Source organism: Mycobacterium sp. IDUB_37, assembly GCF_055419245.1.
The window spans coordinates 238654-262425 of record NZ_JBVAXG010000001.1 but is presented as its reverse complement, the minus strand read 5'-3'; the positions used below and the strand labels follow the sequence as shown (position 1 = coordinate 262425).

Sequence of the window (23772 nt, the reverse complement as noted above, 5' to 3'; positions counted from 1 at the left end):
CGTTCAGCCCTTCGGCGCCAACATCTTCCGCCACCCGTCTTCTCCGATGTCGCTGGAATTCTCGACGGAGTACACGGCGCCGTCGGGTCCGACGACGACGCCACTCTGCACATCGTAGATCGCGGTGGGAACAGCGCTCGGGACGTAGATGCAGGGATTCGGTTGCTGCCCATTGCATCGGACCGTGCCCGACCCCGGTCGCTGCAGTGGATCACTGACGGGTGGCGGTGTGCCCGGCAGCCGATCCGCGGGTAGCGGATTGAGGCCGTTGTTGACCGAGGGCGCCGGGATCACCTGACCCGGCTTCACCGGCTGGTCACAGCGCGCAGCGGGCGCGGGACAGGTCAGGATCTGGTTCGGGTCCCCGTACCAAGGGTTGGTACCCAGCGGCACATAGGGCTCGTTGCTGCGGCACTCCCTCGGGGTCGCCGCCCGCTTACCGGGCACGTCCACACACGGATAGTTGCGTGCGCCGCGCACCACATTCGGCGCGTCCATGGGGATCTTGCAATAGGTGCCGCTCGGTAGCGGCGCGATGCTGGTGTCGGCGGGCGCCCGCCATTCGGATGCCGACATGAAACCGGTCAGGCACGGCGGGGGTTGGTTGAAAGCCAGGGCGCCGACGCCCAGAGACGCCTGGCCGGGAAACTCCGAGGTGACTGACTGGGCAATCGCACCGGACTGCGGCAGGAACACCAATGCCTGCTCAACGCCGTTGTGATACCGCTTGAGCATGTCGATCACGACCTCGAGATTGGCCAGCGTCTGCGGCAACGACTGCCCTACTTCACCGAACGTCGCATTGACCTGTTCGGCCGTCGGCGCCGCGTTGGCCAGAATGCGACGGACCGCTTGATCCTGCAGTGCGGTCTGCGCGGCCAAGGTGTTGAGGTTGGCGGCCCAGCGACCGATATCGTCACCGGAATTGACCTGACTATCGATGATGGGCGCCGAATGCTCGATGATGTCGTCGATATCGTCCATGCTTCCCCGGACATCGTGGGCAATCGCCTGGGTGCCGTCAACGAGACGCCGGAGCGCCGGACCAAGCCCGCCTACTGCCACCGAAGTTTCGTGTAGCAGCGATCCGATCTTGTCCTTCGGCAGCACCGCCAATCCCCGGTTGGCGGCATCCAGCGCCGGGCCGATCTGGCTCGGGACCGTGCTCTTGCTGATCGTCTGCCCGTCATGCAGATAAGGACCGTTCTTGTGCGTCGATACCAGGTCCACGAACTGCTCACCGACCGCCGATACCGAATGCACATTCGCCGACGCGTCGATCGGGATCTGGTAGCCGGTGTCGATGCTCATCGTCGCTCGGACGCCGCGCTCGTGTGGTTCGACGTCGGTGACCGTCCCGATGGTGATGCCCCGGTAAGTCACGTTGGCGGTTCGATACAGGCCACCAGACTGCGACAATTCCACGTACAGCGTGTATCGGCCGATGCCGACAAGACTCGGCACCCGCAGGAAGTACCAGCACAGAACCACAACAGCCGCGACCGCCAGCACCACAAACAACACAAGTTGGGTTCTGATCAGGCGGGTCAGCACTTCTCATTCGCCCCTTTCCACCAGCGGTCCCCCGGGAGCGTCATTCGGGTTTGGTGTGTAGCGCACGTCCGGAACCATGGTTTCGGGATCCCGTCCCCACGATTGCTCAAGTGCCCGAAGCATTCCCGACAATCCCGTTCCACTCAGCAGCGCGTTGTCGAGACTGGACAGCGTCAGGTCGAACGCCCCCGACATGTTGACGTAGTCGCCGCGGATCACCTGGTTCACACCGTCGATGTTGAAAGGGGCTGTAAGGCCCAACCTCAACGCGTCGACCACATACGGCGCAGCGCGGCCGAGTTGCTTGAGTGGTCGTTGAAGTGCCAAGAGATTCCGGTACAAGTCGCGACGGGCATTCGACAATGTCTGATTCGCGACGTCGCTGAACCGACCCAGAGACTCGGTGGCGTCGGCGAAAAGGTCTCGGGTGTCGGAGAAATGCCCGATCAGCGGCGGCAAATCAGTGAGCACCCGATCCAACGTGGCGTTTCGGCTCGCGATGCTGGCCAGTAGTTGGTTTGTCGAATCGATTGCGCGAGTCAGGTTGCCACTCTGGCGATTCAGCTCGCGGGCGAATGTATCGATCCGCGTAAGGAATTCATGGATCTGGTCGACGTGTCCGTCCAGGACGGCAAGGATTTCGGTCTGAATGAGCTCGAGATTCGGTATCCCGCCGCCGTTGAGGATCACCGCGACGCTGGCCAACGTCCGTTCGACCGTTGGGTAGGCCGACGAGTGCTTCAGTGGGATGGTGTCCCCGCTCCGCAACGTCTGCGGTGAAGCGTCAGGCGGTGCCGAGAGTTCGACGTGTTGGGTTCCGAGCAAGCTGGTCTGACCAATCTTCGCGATCGCGTTCTGCGGAAGCTTCACCGTCGGCTCGAGATCCAATGTCAGGATCGCGGTCCAGTTGTTCAGCTGGATGTCGCGCACCGTGCCGACCCATACGTCGGCGACCCGCACCCGACTGTTGGTATTGAGCGCCAGCGAATCCGCCATCTGCACGTACACCGTCATACGATTCGAGCCGGTGCCACGGCCGACCGGCAGCGGAACGTTGGCGATGCCGCGCCAATCGCACGAAGTCAACAGCCCTGATGTCAGCAAGGCCGCCATCAACAGCGCCAGTCCACGCCTCAGGCCGCGCCTCACCGTTCTCCCCCTGTCTGCGGGAAGCCCTGCGGCGCAGGTGGATTGAACTCGTCATAGGAGTTCGGCGACCCGGGCAGATTGGTTCCCGGCGGCGGGGGCGGGATATCCGGACCGCCCATCAGTTCAGCCAGCGAATCCGGGGTCAGCATGCCCGCGGTGAGCGCCTGAACCTGCGCCCCCTGCATCCCCGGTGCGACCACCCAGCCCGGATCGTGGTTGCCGTGCGAGAACAATGTGTCCCGCGAGAAGATCCCGGGAACGGTGGTGTCCTTATATCCGGGCGGCGGGCGCAGTCGATCCTCGGAGTAGGCCACCTCCTTGGGCAACGTGGCCGCGTTGCCGAACATGTTCAATCCGAACGGCACGTAGTTGAACTTGATAGCGTCGAGCACGGGCGCCAGATACTGCGCGCACAACTCGGCGGAGTCCTGATATCCAAGGCGGCTGCCGGCCTGGACTGCGCTGCACAAGAACTGGATCGGGTTCGCAAAATTGGGGAACTCGAACAGGCCCACCAACGAGCTGTGTACCGGGTAGTAGAGGTTGTTGAAGTTGGCCGCGAAGGTGGGCAGCACGTGCAACGCGGTTTCCAGACCATCCCGCGGTTCGGGTTGCAGGATCGCGTTCGTCACCTCTGCGAGGTTGTTCACGTCGTGAACCAGCACGGACTTGTTGTCGCCGATGAACTTTCGCGCGGTGCCGAGTACATCGTCGACCCGCCTGACCAGAACGGACAGGTCTTCGTCGGATTTCGCGTACCAGCCGGTGAATTCGGCCAGGTCGTCGTTGAGTTCGACGAATTGCTGATCGTTCTGATAGAGCGCCCTGACGAACTGCGCGAGGCTGTGGGTGATCCCTACGAAGTCCCCTCTGCCCTCGTTCAAGGCACTCAACGCATCCGACAGGCCGTTCAATGTGTCATGGATCTGTTTGCCCTTGCGGGCCAAATTGTCTCCGGCGGCGTCGATGACGTCACCGAACGGCCCCTTCGGTTGCTGCTCAGTCGGCCCAAGATCCCGCAGCAGGCCGTTGATCGACTCGCGCAACTGATCCCACTCGACGGGGACCCGGGTGCGCTCGATCGGGATCACTGCGCCGTCCTTCAACACTGCCCCACCGGTGTAGGGCGGGGAGAGCTGTATGGTGCGCGAGGCCACCAGACTCGGGTTCAGAATCGTTGCGGTGGCGTTGGCGGGCACCTGGTAGTCGGTGCTGTAGTGCAGCGTGACGCGCATCTGGTCGCCGTCCGGCTCGATCTTATCGATCGCACCGACCCGCACACCCATGATCTGAACCTTGTCGCCCGGATACAGCGCCAAGGTCTCCGGAAAATACGCGATCACGGTGGTATTGCTCAGTTTGCGGTAAAGCTGCACCCCGAAGAACACTGCGGTCACGACCAGAGTTGCTGCCAAAGCTCCGCCGACGATCACCCTGGCGGACAGCTTCGGCAGGCGGACGCTGCGAATGTCGAAGATGGTGCTCATCAGTTGCCACCTCCGGTCCGCGCCCCCGGCGGCGCGGACGTCGGCAGTGGCACCGGCACGCCCGGAACATCCGGCGGCCTTTCGCCCGGCCTACCTGCGCTCGGCACACCCGGCCCGGGCAACGGTCCGGTTGGGTTCGGCGGCAACGTCCCGACGTCGAGCGGCGCCGGGAAGCCACCAAGGATGGGGCCGAACGGCCCCTGATCGACCATCGTGCAGGGCAACGGATTTCCCGGTCGCGGCAGGCCGCCTGCCGGTGGCGTGTACGAACAGGGTGATCCCGGCGGCACTGCCGGTAGGGGATGATCCGGCGTGCCTTCCAGCACCCGGGGTGCTGGCGGCGGCGCACCGTTGGGGAACCGCCTGCCGTTCGGGTCGGGGAACCGGAATTCCGGCAAGCCGGCATCACGCCAAAACTCTTCCGGGTCGATGCCCCGTTTCTTGAACGCCGCGTCAACCCATGGCTGGATTATCTGGGGCGGCAGCAGATTGACAACCATCGCCTTGAAATAGGGCCCCGAACCAACGGCCTCGGTCAGCGACGCGGTGTACCTACTGACCAACACCAGCACATCACCCAGCTCCTTCTTACGCTTCACCAACTCGTCGCTGACGGTGCTCAGTTCCTTGAGCAGCTGGCCGAGATTGGGGTTCTCGTTGAGCAAGCCGGAGACCTGGGCCGACACCGCGGATACGTTGGTCAGCAACACTTTCAGCGCCTGGCTGCGTTGCTTGAACGCGGCCAGCAGAGTCTTGGCGTTGACCAGCAGACCGTTGACTTGTCCGCTTCGGTCACCGAGGACGCGCGCAACCTTGTTGGCGTTAGCCACCAGTTGTTTGATCTGCTCGCCGCGCGTTCCGATGGTGTCGGAGAACGCTTTGATGCCGTCGAGAGCCGCACTCAGATGTGGCGCAGTCTGGTCGAAGGTTTCCGACAGTACGTTCAGCGAACGTTTGACGGTGTCGATGTCCCAACCCTTCGCTGCGTCAGTGACATCGACGAAGGCGTCGTAGATCTGATACGGGGTAGTGGTCTGCGCCGACGGGAGAAAGCCATTGGGCCGCAACCGCTCTGAACCACGGGGTTCGATCTCCATGTTCTTGCGGCCGAGAATCGTGTCGGTGCGAATCGCCGCGCGACTCTGCGTCCCGATGGTCCGATCGGCCAACGTGAATCCGATCATGACCCGGTCGCCACGGATCACCAGCGATCGCACCAGACCGACGTTCACCCCGGCAATCTCCACCTTGTCGCCCACGCTGATGCCCCCGGTGTCGGCGAACTGCGCGTAGTAGACCGGAGTCGCATACAGCATCGGCGTGCTGGTAAAGCTCTGTCCCACGCCAATTACCAGCATTGTGATGATCACACCCATCAACCCCACGCGGCCCCGGTTGAACTCCGTCAACGTTCTCATTGCGGTGTGCACCTCCCCGTCGGCTGCCCGAAGAGCTTGATGGTGCGTACCGGACCGCCGGGCTGTAATCCGTTCACTTTCAATGAGATTTCGCACAGGTAGAAGTTGAAGAAGTCGCCGTAGGTCCCGCCGACTCGGCCGATGACGCGATATGCCCCAGGCAGTTTGGCCAGCACATCGTCGAACGTCGAGAGATCATGGATGAATGACTGCTCGATGCTGTCGACATAGCCGAACGTGCTGTTCAGCAGCGGCCGATCATCGGCCAGCAGATCGGCCAAAGTGCCTGCGGCATCACTGATGTGAGCAACCGCCGCGGCCAGCGGGTCGGCCCTATTCTTCAGCCCGCTGATCAGCACATCCAACTTGTCCACCGTTCGGTCAAAATCCTTCTGATGCTGGACCGTGGTCGCCAGCACCGTGTTCAGGTTGGTGATGACCTCGCCTATTGCCTGGTCTCGGTTGGCCAGTGTTGCGGTGAGCGAGGCGGTTTGATCGAGGATGTCGTTGATCGTGGCGCCCTGGCCCTGGAACACCGTGATGATCGACTGAGCAATGCGGTTGACCTTGTCCGGCTGCAAAGTCCGGAAGAGTGGCCGGAACCCGCCCAGCAGAGCGTCGAGGTCCAGGGCCGGCTGCGTGTGCTCGAGCGGAATCGTGGCGCCCGCGGCCAGGCGTCGTCCGCTGTCGCCGCGTCTGAGCTCGAGATAGCGGTCACCGATCAGATTGAGGTAACGGATCGACGCGGTCGCCGCCTCGTCGATGGCCAGTGAGCTTTGGACGGTGAAATCCACCAATACCCGCTTGTCGCCGTCGATCAGGGTCACCTTGGCGACCTTGCCGACCTCCACCCCGGCCGCACGGACGAACTGGCCTTCCCGTAACTGGCTGACATTGCTGAACACGGCGGAATACCTGGTGGTGCGATCGAACCGCAGCTGACCGAACACCACGACGATGACGGCGGTGAACGCCAGCAAGACCAGCCAGAAGATGCTGAGTTTGATTGCGGTGCCGGTGATCTTCATGGATTGATCGTGTTCTCCCCGTACTGGCGTCCCCAGACGTATTCGGTGAGCATGGGCTGGCCGAGCTCGAAGTGGTTGTAGGGCGCGAGGCTGGCGCCGGTGTCCATCACGAGATAGGGCGCCGGCCACAAATCCCGGGTGATCGTCTGCCAGCACCCCGGCCGTCCACCGGGTCCGCCATGTGCGTTTATCCGCGGCAGATTGTCGGGATAGACGTACGGGTTGGGCGCACCCAAGATGGTTCCGGCCGCGGACAACGAATAGCCGTTGCCACCAACCGCATTCGCGACTTTAGGTGCGGCGTCGTGAAAGTTGCGCACCATACAGAACAGTTCGGGGCTATAGGCGTCGAGTAGATCTGCGGTGGGTACCAGGTCGCTGGCGCCACGAACCAGGTACGGTCCGGCCCGATCGAAGATGTCCGCACCGGTCCTGCCCGCACCCACCGCCGCCAGCAATGCGGCGTCCAGATCGTTCTGTTGTCTGGTCAGTGTGCGGGCTGTGATGACCGCGTTGTCCAAGAAGGCCCAGAGATCCGGTGACGCACGGGTATAGATATCACCGAGGTCCGCCAACTTCCGCACGTCGTAGCCGAGCTGCGGAATTCGCGGGTTCAGTTGCGCAAGAATCTGATTCCCGTCGACGATCGACGCGCCGAACTTGCCCCCCAGCCCGTCCAGTGCTTGCGCCAGCGCGGACAACGTGGCATTCAGCTCGATCGGATCTACCTTCTCGGCGAGCGAGGTGACGGTCTCGAACAAGGTGTTGAACTCCGTGGTCACCGACTCCACGTTAATCACGTCACTAGGCGAGATCGACTGTTTTTGTGGGTTTTTCGGCGATACCAGCGAAACATATTTGTTTCCGAACAGAGTGGCCGCCTCGACATTGGCGACGACATTCACCGGAATGTGCCGGACGTACTTGGGATCGACATCCAACATCAGCTTCGCCGCCGGCTTGCCATCGCGAGTTATCTCCGAGATGCTGGCCACCCGTCCGATCGCCACCCCGTTGTAGGTGACTTTCGCTCCCGGCTCCATCACCAGCCCGGCACGCGAAGCCACCAGCGTCAGCTCGGTCTTCGGTGTGAAGTCGCCGCGAAACTGCCAGTACACCAACGCCAGAACCAACGCACCGATTGCCAACAGCACGATGCCCTCCACGTACAACCACACCCGTCGGCCCTTGCTCGTCAGAACCGTCGTCATGGCGGTTACACCGTGAGATTGAAGTTCGGGTCGACGCCGTAGAGCGCCAACTCGGCCAGCAACACGACAACCACGACGGAGACCAGGGATAGGCGCATCGACCGTCCGACCGCCAGTCCGACGCCGACCGGGCCGCCGCTGGCCGTGTACCCGTAGTAGCAATGGTTGACCATCACCACCACCGCGATGATCACTACCTCGACGACCGACCAAGCCACGTCCTCCGGGCGCAGGAAGGTGCGGAAATAGTGCTCGTAGGTGCCGTTCGACTGTCCGTAGAGCACCGTCGTGACGACCTGACCCGAAGTGAAGGCCATATCGAGGGCCAGCGCATACAGCGGCCCGATGACCACCAGCCCGCCCAGGATCCGGGTGGAGACCAGGTACGAAATCGACTTGATGCCCATCACTTCCAGCGCATCAATCTCCTCACTGATCCGCATGGCACCCAACTGTGCTGTGGCACCCGCTCCGACCGTTGCGGCCAACGCGACACCGGAGACGATGGGTGCGGCGACTCGCGTGTTGGCAAGTGCGGCAAAGAATCCGGTGAACGCCTCGACACCGATGTTGCCCAGCGACGCGAATCCCTGGATGGCAATCAGCGAGCTACCCGACAGCGTGACGAAACCGATGATCGCTACCGTGCCGCCGATGACGGCCATCGCGCCGGTGCCCATACCGATCTCGGCGATGAGACGCAGCGTCTCTCTGCGGTAGCGATACAGCGCCCAGCCGATTTCCACCACGCTGATCCGGACGAATCTTGCGAAGATACCCAAACTTTCCAATCGCCGGACCGGGCCGCCGCCGTAGCGGCCAACATTGGCCACGGTCCGCGGGTAGCGGGCGCGAAAAACCACAAAGGTAGCCAATTCAGCGCCCCGTGCCGAACCGGACGCCGATCGTGGTCAGCACCACGTTGACCGCGAACAGAGCGATAACGCACAACACCAACGTCTCGTTGACAGCCGTGCCGACGCCCTTGGGTCCGCCCTTGGTGGTGAGCCCCCGGTAACAGCCGACCAACCCGGCGATTAGTCCGAATGTGGCCGACTTGATCACGGAGATGATGACCTCTGGCAGGCCGGTGACCAGAGTGAGGGTGCTGACATACGCGCCGGCCGAAATGTGTTGGATGAACACGCCGAAGAGGAATCCGCCGACCAGTCCGATGGTGATGACGGCGCCGTTCAGCAACGTGGCGACGATCGTGGCGGCGACGACGCGGGGCACCACCAAACGGTGAATCGGGTCGATGCCGAGCACCTCCAGCGCATCGATCTCTTCCCGGATGGTGCGCGCGCCCAGGTCAGCGCAAATGGCGGTCGCCCCGGCTCCGGCGATCACCAGCACAGTGGTCAGCGGGCCAAGCTGGGTGACCGCGCCCAGCGCCGCTCCTGCGCCGGAGATGTCGGCAGCCCCGAACTCGGCGAGCAGGATATTCAGCGTGAAGATGATGAGCACCGTCAGCGGAATGGCGACCGCGAGTGTCGGCAGCAACGACACGCTCGTAATGAAGTAGCCCTGCTCGATGGTTTCGCGCCAATAGAAGGGCCGCCGAAAGAGCGCCTTGCCGGTCAGCACGCACGTGCGATAGAACCCACCGACCGCGTCCACCGCGGGCTGAATCTGGCCGCGTAGAAATGTGGTGATGTCGGCGGGGGTCGTCATAGGCCGTTATTCCCTGTCTCCCGGCGATTCGAGGTCGGCCAGCAATGTCGTGTTCGCGCGCTCGAGGACGTCTCGGGCGGCCTTTTTGGCCCCCGCTGGATCACCCGAGCAGATCGCATCGGCCAACTTCCGATACGCATCCGGACGCTTGGGTTCGGCGGTGATCGCGGTGCCCATTGCCAACAGGGCCGGCTCGTAAGCGGCGCGAAACGCGTTGAACATCAATCGAAATACGATCGAACCGGCGTTGTCGACCGCGTGGTCCCAGAACTTGAGCGCGTGCAGCTGCCATTCGACCGGATCGTCTTCAGCCCCCAGCCTGCGCAATGAATCCTCAAGCAATTCAGCCAATTCGGGTCCGTGATGTTCGGCCGCCAACTCGGCGACCTTGGGCCCGTTGCGCAGTCGGGCCTCGAGCATGCTGCGGAATACGGAGACGTCGACTTCGCCGTTGCGAACCAGCAATCGCGGTAGCAGGTCCAGGCTCGCGTGCCGCCGAAAATCACGCACCGTGGTGACATCACCGTGCCGCACCTCGACCAGCCCCGCCGCGGATAGCCGCTTGAGCGCCTCACGGACGGCCGGCCTGGATACCCCGAGCAACTCTGCCAATTTCCGCTCGCTCGGCAATGCCTCGCCAGGCTGCAACTCCCCGCTGAGCACGTCGGTCGCGATCTGCTCGAAGACCTCCTCGGGCACCGACCGGCGGACCACGGGCTGTAGCGCCATGGGCACGATATTAGTGGTATGAGGTCGGAGGTCAAGTGGTCAGACCAATATCGGTGTGTCGGTCGCCGCATCCGCCCGGCGCGTCCGCGCATCGGCGACAATCGACTGCGCAACGCAAGTGTCCGGTTAAGTTGTCTGCGGGCCGCTTTTACCCAGGGTGCAGACCTGATCCGAAGGACCTTTGGACATGCGAGTTGACGGTCGCGACATCCTCGTCGCCGGCAGTCTGCTGCAACCACTGACCCGGCGGACCAACGACATCATTCGGCTGGGACTCTCCGCCGCGGCCCTGGTCGCCGTGATCACCAGTTCACTGATCACCCGCCCGCGATGGGTGCGGTTGGAAAAGTCGATTTCGGAGATCGTCGGAGTCCTGACCCCGACCCAATCCGATCTGGTCTATCTGGCATACGGCATAGCGATTCTGGCGTTGCCGTTCGTAATCCTGATCGGCTTGATCCTGTCGCGGCAATGGAAGCTGCTCGGCGCCTACGGGGCCGCCGCGCTGATGGCCGTGCTTCCGTTGTCGATCAGCAGCAATCGGATCGCCGCGCCGCGGTGGCACTTCGACCTCTCGGACAAACTCACCACGCTGCCGGCGCAGTTCCTCGATGACCCGCGCTGGATCGCGATGCTCGCAGCGGTGCTCACCGTGTCCGGCCCGTGGTTGCCCGCTCGATGGCGGCGCTGGTGGTGGGCGCTGCTCCTGGCTTTCGTGCCGATCCACCTGATCATCAGCGCCATCGTTCCGGCCCGCGCCGTGGTGGGGCTGTCGGTGGGGTGGTTCGTCGGTGCCTTCGTGGTGTTGGTGGTCGGCACTCCCGCACTCGAGGTGCCACTCGACGGCGCGGTCCGCGCGATGGCCAAACGCGGGTTCGCGGCGTCCAGACTCTTGGTGGTCCGGCCTGCCGGTCCCGGACCGCTCGTCATATCGGCTGAATCGACCGATCCGCTGTCCAGGGCAGCCGTCGAGTTGTACGGCCCCCATCAGCGCAGCGGCGGCGCGCTGCGCCAACTCTGGCGGAAGCTGCGGCTACGCGGCACCGAAACCGCCCCCCTGCAACCCTCCATGCAGCGCGCCGTCGAGCACCGTGCGCTGATGGCCATCGCGATCGGTGAGGCCGGGGTGGCCAACACCGCGACGATCGCGGTCGCCGCGCTCGACCGCGGGTGGACGCTTTACGCACACAAGCCCATTCGGGGAACCCCGCTGGACGAGTGCGCAGGCGAGACGCCGGTCGCCCGAGTTTGGGAATCCCTGCGGGTATTGAACGACCAGCAGATCTCGCACGGCGACCTGCGCTGCAATGAGATCACCGTCGCCGATGGCACGGTGCTTTTCGGTGGCTTCGGCGCTGCCGAATACGGCGCTACCGAAGCGCAGCTCCAATCCGACATCGCCCACCTGTTGATCACCACGTCGGCCCTCTATGACGCGCAGTCTGCGGTGGCCGCCGCGATCGATGCGTTCGGCAAGGACACCATCCTCACCGCATCGCGTCGACTCACCAAATCTGCTGTGCCGAAACGAATCCGTCAATCGGTGGCCAACGCGAAGACCGTCATCTCCGGCGCCCGTGCGGAGGTGATGCGCCAGACGGGTGCCGATGACATCAAAACCGAGACGGTCACCCGGTTCAGTCGCAGCCAGTTCATTCAATTGGTGCTGATCGGCGCCCTGGTCTACGTCGCGTACCCGTTCATCACCACGGTGCCGATATTCTTCTCCGAACTCAGGTCCGCGAACTACTGGTGGGCGCTGCTGGGCCTGACGGTGTCGGCGCTGACTTACGTCGGCGCGGCGGGGTCCTTGTGGTCCTGCGCCGATGGCCAGGTGGATTTCTGGAAGCTATCAATCATGCAGGTAGCCAATACTTTTGCCGCAACAACCACGCCGGCCGGCGTCGGCGGGCTGGCGCTCAGCACGCGGTTCCTGACCAAGGGCGGCCTGACCGCGTTGCGGGCCACCGCCGCGGTGGCACTGCAGCAAACCGTGCAGGTGATCGTCCACGTCGCGTTGCTGATCTTCTTCAGCGCCTTCGCGGGAACGTCAACCGACCTTTCGCACTTCGTCCCGACCACCACCGTGCTCTACCTGATCGGGGGCGTGGCGCTGGGAATTGTCGGAACCTTCCTACTGGTGCCCAATCTGCGGCGGTGGCTGGCTACGGAGTTGCGCCCGAAGCTCAAGGAGGTCATCGGCGACCTCGCCGAACTCGCCCGCGAACCAAAGCGATTGATACTCATCGTAATCGGCAGTGCCGGAACAACTCTCGGTGCCGCACTGGCGTTGTGGGCCAGCATTGAAGCCTTCGGCGGTGACACCACGTTCGTGACCGTCACCGTAGTGACGATGGTCGGCGGCACGCTGGCCTCGGCCGCCCCAACGCCCGGTGGCGTCGGTGCCGTCGAGGCCGCCCTCATCGGCGGACTCGCCGCCTTCGGCCTGCCCGCGGCCATCGCGGTGCCATCGGTGCTGCTGTACCGGGTATTGACGTGCTGGCTGCCGGTGTTCGTCGGTTGGCCGGTGATGCGCTGGCTGACCAAGAACGACATGGTCTAGGCCTCGGGGAAGGGGCTCGTTTGATGCACGCACCCGTCTTCGACGAAGTAGTCCCAGCGCACTCATCGGGCGCGCCCGCGTTTGGATATGTCATCGCGCGGGGCGCCATGTTGCCGCTCGAAGAGGTACGACTGCACGCCGACGTGGCAGGTTTGGCGGCCCTAGTCGATCTTCGAGCGACATTCCTCAACAACACATCCAGCCCGGTCGAAGCGACTTACGTTTTCCCGCTCCCCGAGTTGGGCGCAGTCAGCTCGCTGCAGATCCGGACGCCCACCGCAGTGATCGATGGCTGGTTGCTGGAGCGAGGCGAAGCGCGCGGCCGCTACGCCGCCAGCCTGCGGCACAGCGATAAGGTAGCGATCCTCGAGCAGGAACGTGACGACGTCGTCACCCTCCGGGTGGGAAGTATCGCCCCCGGCGAGCGGGTGACGGTCAGGTTGGTGCTGAGTACGCGATTGTCCTACTACGACGGCCAGATCTATTTCCGCTTTCCCCTTGTCGTCGCGCCACGACACTTTCCCGGTGCGACGTTGGCCGGCGCACAGGTCGGAGCCGGCACCGCCGCCGATACCAAGGTGGTGCCGGACGCATCCCGGATCTCACCGCCGCTGCAATCTGGAATCGCTGTGCGACTTAGGGTTTCGATCAATGTGACGCTCAGCGCATACAACATTGACGAGATCGGGTGCACACTTCGAACTACGATCGGCGACACCCAATCCGATGATTCGTTGCGCGTCGAGGCAATTGCCGGCCAGCCGTTGGACCGTGACCTTGTTTTGCGATTACGCGTCGCCGCCCATGGCCAGCCATCGTTGTCCCTGCTCACCACCATGGACGGCGACGGGCAGGAAGGTACGTTCGCGCTGACCGTGCTGCCGCCAAACCTTGACCAGGAATCGCGCAGCGCCCGCGACGTTGTCGTGCTGGTCGACGCTTCGGGACCGATGTCGGGTTGGCGCCGCAGCGCCGCGCGCCGCACTGCGGCACAGATCGTCGACACACTGACTCCAACAGACAGATTCACCGTTCTGCTGTTTGCCGAAACCGTGAGTGGCCCGGGCTGGGGCGGACTGACCGAGGCGACGGATCGCAACCGATTTCGGGCGATCGAGCACCTGATAGCGACACCCGCACATGGCAACCCGGAACTATTGTCCGCACTCCAGATCGCCTCCGAACTGCTGAACGACCCCGGTCGAACGTCGATCCTCGTTGTGATCACCGGCGGACACGTCGGCAACGAGGACCAGATCGCCGCGCAGTTCACCCTGCGCACCGGTGTCGTCCGCGTTCACACCGTCGGCGTCGGAGCCGTGGTCAATGCCGGCCTGTTGCAACGGCTTGCCGCCACCGGCCGCGGCGAGATGTTGCTCGTCGAGAACGAGGACGTGCTCGACGACGTGATACCAAACCTGTTGCGGTTGTTGGGTTCAGCGTTCCTGACCGACCTCAACCTCGCCGGCGAGGAGATCCAGTTGCTCAACAACACGATCTCCCCGGGCCGCCCGCCCGACATCTTCGCCGGCGTGGCGACGGTGATCACCGGCCGATTCCGCGGTAGCCAAACCGGGAGTCTCACCGTCTCAGGAACCGGTGCCGACGGACAAGCCTGGGCGTCACGTGCCACTGCGGTGCCGGTCGAGGGGCGCGCCATGACGCAGCTTTGGGCGCGGGCTTTCCTGACCGACCTGCACTACCGGTATTTGCGCTGCCGCATGGAGGATGCTCCCGGTCTGGAACGGCTCATCATCACGACTTCGCTGCGGTTCGCTGTGCTGACCAGGCTTACGGCATTCGTTGCCGTCAGCAACGCGCCCACCCGCGCGCCCGGCGCTCCCGTCCAGGTGATCCAGTCCGTCGAAATGCCATCCGACTGGGCCGAGCTCGGACCCAGCCTGTCGCCGTACGAGGTTGAGTACGCCCGGATCCTGGCTGCCACTCGCAACTCCGTGCCCGATCTGGGCTCGTCGCAGCCCATCCGGGAAGAATTCTCAGTGCCGACCGCGGATCGCACCGCCGACTACCCGGCACCGCCCAGACCAGCGCCGCCCGCCGCACCCTTCCCCGCCCAGAGCTCGGCGCCGGGCGCCATGCCAGGCCGGTCGCCAGTCCCTTCGCCAGGCCCGCCGGCAAGGCAATCGGGGTCACGAATGGGGCGCTACATCGGCGCGGGCGCGGGGGTCGTCGTAGTCGCTGCGGGCATTTCGGTGGCAGGTATCACGATGACGCAGACAGACAGACCGCCGGTGGCGTCGGCGCCGACGGTCCACTCAACTACCCAAGCAACGACGTCGCCCCGCTCGGCGACCAATGTCGATCCGCGCACCGGCGCGCGTTTGGACGTCACGGTATCCCCGCGGGGTTCCAGCAGTCGGATCACCGCGCACCTATCGGGAGTTCCCAAGGGCAGCAAAGCCCGCCTGATCGTGATCGGTCGCGACGGGACCCGACAACCAGTCGCTCAGTGGGTTGTCGAAGACAGCTCTTCGAGCCAAATCGCGACCACCAGTTTTCGAATCGATGAAATCGCTTCCATCGCAGTGGAAGACCCGTCCGGACAGAGCTACGTCTCTGCCTCCTTCAAGTGAGTCCGAGCGAGCCACGCCGTGAAACCACTTTCAGCACACGATCCGCGATTGATCGGCCCGTTCACCTTGCTGGGCCGGTTGGGCCACGGCGCCATGGGCACCGTGTTTCTCGGCAGACTCCCCAGCGGCCGACTCGCAGCAATCAAGCTGGTGAATCCAGATTTGGCCGGCGACGTCAAGTTCCGGGAGCGCTTCGCTCGCGAAGTCGAAGCCGCCAAGTCGGTCGGCGGCTTCTTCAACGCCTCGATTGTCGACGCCGATGCTCTTGCGCCCACCCCATGGTTGGCGACCGCCTACATCGAGGGCCCCACGCTGCAAGAGGCGGTCAGGCAAAATGGGCCGCTGCAGACTGAGGCGGCCACCACGGTCATGCTCGGTCTCTGCGAGGCGCTGATCGCGATTCATCACGCCCGTCTGGTCCACCGGGATCTCAAACCGTCAAACATCATCCTTGCCGCGGACGGCCCACGCGTGATCGATTTCGGCATCGCCCACGCCATCGACAACCTACGAATCACCGATTACGGCACCCTGATCGGAACTCCGGAGTACATGTCGCCAGAACAGGCAAGCGGTGTAATCGACCTCGCAGCGCCCTCGGACGTATTTGCCCTCGGCGCCGTCATGGTTTTCGCGTCAGCCGGGCATCCGCCGTTTTACGGCGGCCATCACCTGGCCTTACTCAACAGCATCAGGAGCGTGGCTCCCGACCTGAACGGGGTTCCCCGCACGCTGGCTCCGATCGTTGCCGCCTGCCTGGAAAAAGAGCCCGCCCGCAGGCCGCGCCTGGCGGCGGTTCTGAATGCCGCCGCGGGCCCTGGTCAAATGCCCCCGTGGTCAGCCCCGAACGTCGACCGCCAGCGTTGGTGGCTTCGAAACTCCTGATAGCTGACGGATTGGCGCTTCGTTAGCTGGCCCTTTTCCGGCGACGTGCTGGCCGTTAATTGACCAGTTTGAAAGGGATCGTGCAGCGCTTCTTATGAGTTCAGCTAGTGTCAGTCGGAATGTCACCGGCGCTGGTACCGGGGGCCCAAGTTCTGGAGATGCAATAGATGAAGGTTCTCACCGCGGTAGTGGCAACGGTGGCACTCAGCGTGACCCTTGTTGGCTGCAACAAGGAAACCAAGACCGAGGTCAAGACTTCGACGTCAACAAGCACCTCGACCTCGACGTCAACGGCGACCTCTTCGGCCACGACGACAAGCGCCACGCCAGGCGCGGGGGCCCACAAGACCATCGCCGACTACATCAAGGACGCGAACCTCAAGGAAGTCCCCGTCCACCACGGCGACCCAGGCTCCCCGACCATCGACCTGCCGACGCCCGACGGATGGCACCAGGTACAAGAAGGAGCCGACGCTCCATATGGCGGCATTGTTTACGATCAGCCCGCAGACCCCAACGACGCGCCCAAAATTGTGGCCATCGTCTCGAAGTTAGAAGGAAACGTCGACCAGAACAAGCTGTTCGAATACGCCCCAGGCGAACTGAAGAATCTGCCAGGATTTGAGGGCGGGAGCCCCAACGGAAGCTCATCTAAACTGGGCGTGCCGCCGGGGGAGAGCTTCCCGGGGTGGGTGTTTAGCGGCTCCTACACCAAGAACGGCAAGAATCGGACCGTCGCGCAGAAGACCGTGGTGATCACCGGCCCTAGTGGGCTCTACGTGTTGCAACTCGACGCCGATGCACCCGACGCTGAAGCAAGCCCGTTGATGGACGCCACGGGCGTCATCGATGAACGGACCGTCATCACTCCATAGCCATCGAGGAATAAATGCGCCGCGAAGCAGAACAAGCTCCGCGGCGCATTTTCTTGCGGCGCCACAGTGCTCGATTGGTAATCCACCGACCGGTGCCGTTTTTCATAGACCTTTCGCAGGATGCAGCGTCGCAATAATGAACGTCGACAGCATCGCGCGAACGGCATTAGATGCACGGTCCGCCAGATCGCCGCAGGCCTAGGTTCCACGCCTGCGGGTCGGCATTAATCATGCCGATGTGCTCGGCAGACCCGATCCCAGTGCTGGGTAATTCGGTCGGTAGATGCAGCACATACGGCGTGGTAACCCAAGCGTTAGCACGCGATGAGCAGGGTCGGGCCGCGCACGGAGACCGTCTGAACGTGCAAGTTTCAACTGACGAGCCGTATGAGCGACTATCGTGCAGACAACTATTTGCTGCGCGGGAGGTTGCTGGAAGTGGATGGGACGCCGTTCGGTCGCTACCAGTTGATCGAGAAGCTGGGTGAAGGTGGCATGGGTGAGGTGTGGCGTGCCTTCGACTCGCAGATGAATCGCACTGTGGCGTTGAAGGTGTTACCAGCTCAATTCGCCAACGATCGAACATTTCAGCAGCGGTTTCGGCGTGAAGCGCAATCTGCTGCCGGGCTTGACGAGCCGCACGTAGTCCCAATCTACGATTTCGGCGAGATCGAGGGCCGACTGTATATCACTATGAGGTTGATCAAGGGCCACGACCTGCTGACTCTATTGAGAAGCGGCCCTCTGCAACCGAGCCGAGCAGTCAGGATCGTCGAACAAATCGCCTCCGCCCTACAAGCAGCACATGACATCGGGCTTGTGCACCGCGACGTCAAACCGTCTAACATCCTGGTCTCGCAAGAGGATTTCGCCTACCTTATTGATTTCGGTATCGCGCGAACTGCCGGGCAAACCGGATTGACAAATACCGGCACGGCAATCGGGACGTGGGCTTACATGGCTCCGGAACGGCTTAACACTGGAACTGCCGAAGCCAGCGCCGATATCTACGCACTGACGTGTGTCCTGCACGAGGCACTGACCGGATACCGACCATTTCCCGGAGACAGCCTCGAGCAGCAAATCGTTGGACATCTGACGACTCCCCCGCCCCAACCGTCGAAGTTGGAAACCTCAGTGTCCCAAGCAATGGACAAAGTGATTGCGAAGGGGATGGCCAAGAATCCAGATGATCGGTATACCACCACTCGCGAGCTGGCGAATAGCGCCAGGGCAGCGCTCGAAAAGCCGACGAAACGCCCTGATTTTCAATCACGCGACTCCGTGTCCTCTAGGCGAGAATCTGAAGCGGCCGCGTCCACGATGGCTGCTCCATCCGATGCAGCGTCTCCCCAGCAACAGCCCCCAACAATGGCGGCCTCCTTCGCCGCCGCAACCACCCCGCATCAACCGAAGTCCCCATCCTCAATAACGCATACACCTCTTCACGCACCGGTCATGCCCCCGCGCAAAAGCCGCGCCCTAGCTTTCGCGCTCGTAGCTCTTGTGTCATTCGTTGGTGTGATGGTTGTCCTTTTTGTGAACAAGTCCACAACCACGACTCCGGCCTCAACTACCGCTACCACCTCTCCTTGGCCGATCCCGACTTCAGCGTCGGCGACTTCGCCAAAGTCGTCTTCAGCGTCGCCAACTTCGCGCACAACCAGTGCTGCCCCGGGCGCATCTGCGAACTACACGATCGCCGACTACATCCGGGAAGCGAATATCAGGGAAGTCCCCGTCCACCACGGTGACCCCGGTTCGCCGACGATCGACCTGCCGGTGCCCAACGGCTGGCACGTGTTGGCAGAAGGCTCAGGCGCACCCTACGGCGGCATCGTCTACGACGCAGCCGCGGACCCTAACGACCCGCCCACCATCGTGGCGATCGTCTCCAAGCTTGAAGGCAACGTCGACCCGGCCAAGGTCCTCCAGTACGCACCCGGCGAGCTGGAGAATCTGCCAGGCTACGAGGGCGGAAGCGCCAATGGAACCGCATCCACGCTCAGTGGTTTCAAAGCTTGGCAGCTCGGTGGTTCTTACATCAAGAACGGTAAGAAGCGAACCGTCGCGCAGAAGACGGTGGTGATCAACGGCCGGAAGGGGCTTTACGTGATGCAACTCGACGCCGACGCGCTGGACGCCGAGGGCGGCCCGTTGATGGACGCCACCAACATCATCGACGACCAGACCACGATCACCCCATGACACAAGCCCGGCAGCTCGGCACCGATCCCGCGCCGTCTTTCCGAACTCCCACACCCGACCACGATTGTCTACGGTGAGTACATGGCAGAACAGTCTTATGCGGTCGACATCGGGCACCCGCCGGAGCCTTTGCTTCGCGCCGTCAACCCCCTGTTGAAGTTTTTGTTGGGTACTCCGCTGGCCGGTCCGCTGCGCAAGCAGCTGATGGTGCTGAACTTCACCGGGCGCAAGTCCGGCAATCAGTTCTCAATTCCGGTGAGCGCGCACGTGATCGACAAAGAGCTCTACGCGCTGGCCGGCGCCAATTGGAAGTACAACTTCAAGGGCGGCGCTCCCGCGCGCGTCGTCTATGCCGGCAAGAAGACCCAAATGCAGGGCGAACTGATCGCCGACCAAGCGACCGTTCACGATCTCTACCATCGCTGCGCTCTGTCCTACGACGTCAAGCGCGCCCAGCGCATGATGGGACTCACGTTCCGCGACAACCGCATCCCGAGTCTGCCGGAGTTTGCCGAGGCCGTCGACCGGCTGAAGCTGGCGGCCATCAGGTTCACTCCGGTGGCGTAGCGGTCGAAACTCCTTGCCCACAACAATTTTCGGCGAGCGCCGCCGCCGAGTGACCCTCGCCTGCGCGCTGTCCGCGGTGACGGCGGCCGGGCTGCTCGTAGCGTGTTCTCACGAGGAGCCCAGCCGAGTCGCCTATGCCTCAGCACCCTGTCCAAAGCCCAATTTTCCGGGCGTGCCACAGGCCGACCTGGGTGCGAACTACAGCTGCGGCTACCTCACGGTTCCGGAGAACCGCGACGATCCGAAGAGTCGGACGATCCGGATCCTGGTAGCGCGGGTGAAGGCGGCCAGCAGTACGCCGAAGCCCGACCCCATCGTGTTTCTGGCCGGCGGTCCCGGCGGCGCCGGAACCCTCAATGCCACCGGGGCGGTGGCCGCCGGCATGAATGCCAACCGGGACGTCATCTTCGTCAACCAGCGCGGCACGCTGCACAGCGACCCACACCTGAGCTGCCCGGAGATGGACGACTTCACCACTCACGCAGTGCAATTGGCACTTCAGGCACCAGCCACCGCCGACCAGGATGCCGCGGCGGTGGCGGCGTGCCACAAGCGCCTGTCGGCGTCGGGGGTCAATTTCGCGGCCTACTCCACCCGGGAGAACGCTGCCGATATCGCTGATCTGCGGGAGAAGCTGGGCATCGACGAGTGGAACGTCTACGGCGTCTCGTACGGCACCGATCTGGCTCAGCAGCTCCTGCGCGACCATCCCAAGGGCATTAGGTCGCTGGTCCTGGATTCGGTGGTGCCACCGCATTTGAACCTCATCGACAACTGGTGGCAGGCGCCCGCCAGCGGAGTGGCCTCGATATTCCAGGCCTGCGCTGATCAACCGACGTGTGCCGCCGCCTATCCTGACCTGCCGGCGGTGTTCCTGAACACCGTCAACAAATTGAGTCAGACGCCGCTCAACGTCACGACGTCGACGCCTACCGGCGAGGCGGCGCAAGTCACCATCGACGGAGCCAAGGTGGTGCCACTGGTGTTGGAGTGGAGTGCCGACCCCACCAAAGCGGTTGACATTCCACGCATGATCTTCGCCCTTGCCAAGGGCGATGGTTCCCTGGCCGCCAGCGGTATCGCCGCGTCCACCCCGTCCGGATCGCAACGTGGGCTCCTGGGCACCGGACTGGCGCTGGGCGCGTACTGCCAGGAGATGGCGAACTGGACCACACCGGACCAGGCCCTGGACCGGGCACGGATGGCGATGCCAGGATTGCCCGATTCGGTGCTGCGGGTCACCCCGTCCGGCAGTTGGATTTTCCGCGAGTGCGAAGCCTGGGGGCTGGGCCGGTCGGACACCGCCGATACCCTTCCGGTGCTGAGCAAGATTCCCACCCTGATCATGTCGGGCTCGTTCGACTCCAGCACCGCACCACAGTGGGTCAGGGAGGTCACACCCGGACTGAGCAACGCCGTCGCCCTGCGCTTTCCCTGGGTCGGGCACGGGGTGCTACCGAATTCCGCCTGCGGCCAGAAGATCATGACGGCGTTCCTGGACAACCCTCGCCCCGACGTCGACCAGTCCTGCATCGCGTACACAACTGCCCCGACGTTCAGTCTTCCCGAGGGATGAACCCGGCCATCAGCACCGCATCGCTGACGGCGCGCTATCAGCGCGCGCAAACCTGGACCCTGGGCTCGGATCCCGGCAGGCTGCGACTGCGCCTGGCTATCCGGACCACCATCGCGCTCGGTTGTTCGCTGCTGGTGATGTTCGTGCTGACGAGAGCGAGCGGGCAACCGCTGACCGTCGCGCTACTGGGTGCGGTGATCACGATGATCGCGGCGCGATCGGTCAACGAGCCAGACCCGCGTGAGCAACGGATCACCATGGCGCTGCTGCCATTTCCGGCCGCGTTGTCCATTACCGCCGCCGCACTGCTCTCACCGCACCCGTTGATCAGCGACATCGTTTTCGTCTTCGTGGTGTTCATCGCGGTGTACGTCCGTCGCTACGGCGCCCGCGGGCGGGCATTCGGCATGGTCGCGTTCATGGCCTACTTCTTCAACCTTTTTCTGCGGGCCGGTGTCCACGAGTTGCCGTGGATGATCGGCGCGGTCGTGGTGGGCACGTTGTGCACGTTCGTGATGACCGCTTATGTGTTGCCGGATCGCCCAGAACGAGTGCTGCGAGCCACGATTCGCTCGCTGCGGGCTCGGATGGCGATCGTCGTCGACACCACCGCCGACGTGTTGCGCCTGGGGCGGCTCGATGAGCGCCGGCGCCGCCGCATCCGGGCCCGGATCGCGCGACTCAACGAGACCGCACTGATGGTGCAAGACCAGATCGAAGACATGACCAATTCGGCCGTCACGCTGCCGGGAGGTGGCGCCGAACACCTGGCCCCGTGGCTGTTCGATGCCGAACTCGCCGTCGAATGGGTCGCGATCGCCGGGCAGCGCGCGATGCTGGCAACGCCGGAGATGCCGGCCGCCGTCCGCGCGGAGCTGACGGCCGCACTCACCGAACTCGCCTGGGCCATCAGTGTTCCCAGCCCTGGCCGGTTGCGCAACGTTGCGAGTCAGGCACAACGGATCCTCGACGAACAGCCGACCGGTCCGGGCTGCACGCCTGGCGAAGCTGCCGTCCGGCGCCTGGTGCTGGCGATAATCGCGGCTGCGAAAGCGACTTCGGAAGCACGCGAGATGGTCGAACACGCCGCGGCCGGCGACACCCTAGCTCCGCAGCCGGACGACGAGCCCACCATCATCGACGCGGACGTCGATACCGGGCAGTCACCTACCGGCCTGCTGCCCACCACCCGGCAGGCCATCCAGGCTTCCGTCGCGGCCTCACTGGCGATTGTGCTGGGCGACTTGGTTTCTCCGGCCCGCTGGTACTGGGCGGTGATCGCGGCGTTCGTCATTTTCGCGGGCACCAACACCTGGGGCGAAACCCTCACCAAGGGCTGGCAACGACTTCTGGGCACCGTATTGGGCGTGCCGTCCGGCATTTTGGTTGCGACGCTGGTCGCCGGCAACAGCACCGTTTCGCTCGTGATGATCTTCGTCTGCCTGTTCTGCACGTTCTACTTCATGCAGATAACTCAGAGCCTGATGGCTTTCTGGATCACCACCATGCTGGCGTTGCTGTACGGCTTGCTCGGCCAGTTCAGCTTCGACGTGCTGCTGGTGCGGATCGAGGAGACCGCGGTGGGTGCGGTCGTAGGGGTTGCCGTCGCAATCCTGGTGCTGCCCACTCATATCGGCGCGACGGTCCGTAGCGACACCCGCGAGTTCCTGGCCGCGCTGTCCGCATTGATCGAGACATCCATCGCGACCATGTTCGATGCCGAGCCGGTGGACAGTCTTGCCGAACAGGCTCCCACCGAGCAGGCCCGGCAACTCGACCGCAAGCTGCAACAGTTCCGAGTTACGGCGAAGCCACTACAGGTCGGCGTCGCCGGCCTGGCCGGCCGCCGCAGTATTCAGCGCAGCGTGCGACTGCTCGCCGCCTGCGACCGCTACGCCCGGATTCTGGCCCGCCGCAGCGAGCAGTACCGCAACCCGGACTGCCCGCACGATCTGGTCGATGCCATCACGACCGCGTCAAGCCAGATCCGGGACAACATCGACGCGCTGATGGCCACGCTCGAGGGCGAGCACGCTGACACCATCGTGTCCGCAGCCGATGCCCTCGACGTTGCCGAAGCACTGGCCACCGAACATGACGAGTCCTTCCAGCCGGCGGATCCGGGGCCTCAGCCGGTACGGCACCCCTCGGTACTGCACCCCCTGCGCCAGATCGATCGCATCGTCGTGGCAACCGCTTCTCATCTGGACGCGCATACCGGCCTCAAACCCACTGGGCCACAGCTGGATTGAGC

The 23772-nt window shown here is 63.6% G+C and carries 17 protein-coding genes; 8 read left to right on the top strand and 9 right to left on the bottom strand.

Annotated features, from left to right (window positions below; translation table 11 throughout):
* Positions 1–3 precede the first annotated feature (3 nt).
* The 9 genes from ACZY1I_RS01175 to ACZY1I_RS01135 are packed head-to-tail and all read right to left on the bottom strand — an operon-like array spanning position 4 to position 10250.
* A complete protein-coding gene (locus tag ACZY1I_RS01175; protein ID WP_463752462.1) occupies positions 4–1554 on the bottom strand; it encodes an MCE family protein in 1551 nt (516 codons plus the stop codon).
* Between the two features lie 3 nt (positions 1555–1557).
* Positions 1558–2667 carry a virulence factor Mce family protein gene (locus ACZY1I_RS01170; RefSeq protein WP_463753447.1) on the bottom strand — a complete coding sequence of 370 codons (1110 nt, stop codon included), beginning with the start codon at positions 2665–2667 and terminating at the stop codon, positions 1558–1560.
* A gap of 32 nt (positions 2668–2699) precedes the next feature.
* Positions 2700–4190 (bottom strand): virulence factor Mce family protein, encoded by a 1491-nt coding sequence (locus ACZY1I_RS01165; RefSeq protein WP_463752461.1) that lies wholly within the window; start codon positions 4188–4190, stop codon positions 2700–2702.
* Complete coding sequence (locus ACZY1I_RS01160; protein WP_463752460.1) at positions 4190–5608, bottom strand: virulence factor Mce family protein; 1419 nt, start codon at positions 5606–5608, stop codon at positions 4190–4192. The genes ACZY1I_RS01165 and ACZY1I_RS01160 overlap by 1 nt, the downstream gene beginning before the upstream one ends.
* Complete coding sequence (locus ACZY1I_RS01155; RefSeq protein ID WP_463752459.1) at positions 5605–6636, bottom strand: MCE family protein; 1032 nt, start codon at positions 6634–6636, stop codon at positions 5605–5607. The genes ACZY1I_RS01160 and ACZY1I_RS01155 overlap by 4 nt, the downstream gene beginning before the upstream one ends.
* Positions 6633–7847, bottom strand: a complete 1215-nt coding sequence (locus tag ACZY1I_RS01150) for an MCE family protein (RefSeq protein ID WP_463752458.1) — start codon at positions 7845–7847, stop codon at positions 6633–6635. Before ACZY1I_RS01150 ends, ACZY1I_RS01155 begins: the two co-directional genes overlap by 4 nt.
* 5 nt (positions 7848–7852) lie before the next feature.
* Positions 7853–8722, bottom strand: coding sequence for an MlaE family ABC transporter permease (locus ACZY1I_RS01145; RefSeq protein ID WP_463752457.1), 870 nt, complete (start codon positions 8720–8722; stop codon positions 7853–7855).
* A 1-nt stretch (position 8723) separates the two neighbouring features.
* Positions 8724–9521: an MlaE family ABC transporter permease gene (locus ACZY1I_RS01140; RefSeq protein ID WP_463752456.1), complete on the bottom strand. Its 798-nt coding sequence runs from the start codon at positions 9519–9521 to the stop codon at positions 8724–8726.
* 6 nt (positions 9522–9527) lie between these two features.
* Positions 9528–10250 (bottom strand): FadR/GntR family transcriptional regulator, encoded by a 723-nt coding sequence (locus ACZY1I_RS01135; protein WP_463752455.1) that lies wholly within the window; start codon positions 10248–10250, stop codon positions 9528–9530.
* Between the two features lie 187 nt (positions 10251–10437).
* Between ACZY1I_RS01135 and ACZY1I_RS01130 the strand changes: the two genes are divergently transcribed.
* The 8 genes from ACZY1I_RS01130 (at position 10438) to ACZY1I_RS01095 (ending at position 23770) form a co-directional block, all read left to right on the top strand.
* Complete coding sequence (locus ACZY1I_RS01130) at positions 10438–12813, top strand: lysylphosphatidylglycerol synthase transmembrane domain-containing protein (protein WP_463752454.1); 2376 nt, start codon at positions 10438–10440, stop codon at positions 12811–12813.
* A gap of 23 nt (positions 12814–12836) precedes the next feature.
* The gene (locus tag ACZY1I_RS01125) at positions 12837–15407 is read left to right on the top strand and encodes a VIT domain-containing protein (protein ID WP_463752453.1); all 2571 of its coding nucleotides are present in this window, start codon (positions 12837–12839) and stop codon (positions 15405–15407) included.
* Positions 15408–15425: 18 nt separating this feature from the next.
* A complete protein-coding gene (locus ACZY1I_RS01120; protein WP_463752452.1) occupies positions 15426–16292 on the top strand; it encodes a serine/threonine-protein kinase in 867 nt (288 codons plus the stop codon).
* 167 nt (positions 16293–16459) lie between these two features.
* Complete coding sequence (lpqN, locus tag ACZY1I_RS01115) at positions 16460–17167, top strand: envelope biogenesis lipoprotein LpqN (protein ID WP_463752451.1); 708 nt, start codon at positions 16460–16462, stop codon at positions 17165–17167.
* A gap of 387 nt (positions 17168–17554) precedes the next feature.
* Complete coding sequence (gene lpqN / locus ACZY1I_RS01110; RefSeq protein WP_463752450.1) at positions 17555–19375, top strand: envelope biogenesis lipoprotein LpqN; 1821 nt, start codon at positions 17555–17557, stop codon at positions 19373–19375.
* 81 nt (positions 19376–19456) lie between these two features.
* Complete coding sequence (locus ACZY1I_RS01105) at positions 19457–19942, top strand: hypothetical protein (RefSeq protein ID WP_463752449.1); 486 nt, start codon at positions 19457–19459, stop codon at positions 19940–19942.
* Between the two features lie 172 nt (positions 19943–20114).
* Positions 20115–21518 (top strand): alpha/beta fold hydrolase, encoded by a 1404-nt coding sequence (locus ACZY1I_RS01100; RefSeq protein ID WP_463752448.1) that lies wholly within the window; start codon positions 20115–20117, stop codon positions 21516–21518.
* Entirely contained in the window at positions 21515–23770 is a 2256-nt protein-coding gene (locus ACZY1I_RS01095) for an FUSC family protein (protein WP_463752447.1), read from the top strand. The genes ACZY1I_RS01100 and ACZY1I_RS01095 overlap by 4 nt, the downstream gene beginning before the upstream one ends.
* Positions 23771–23772: the final 2 nt, after the last annotated feature.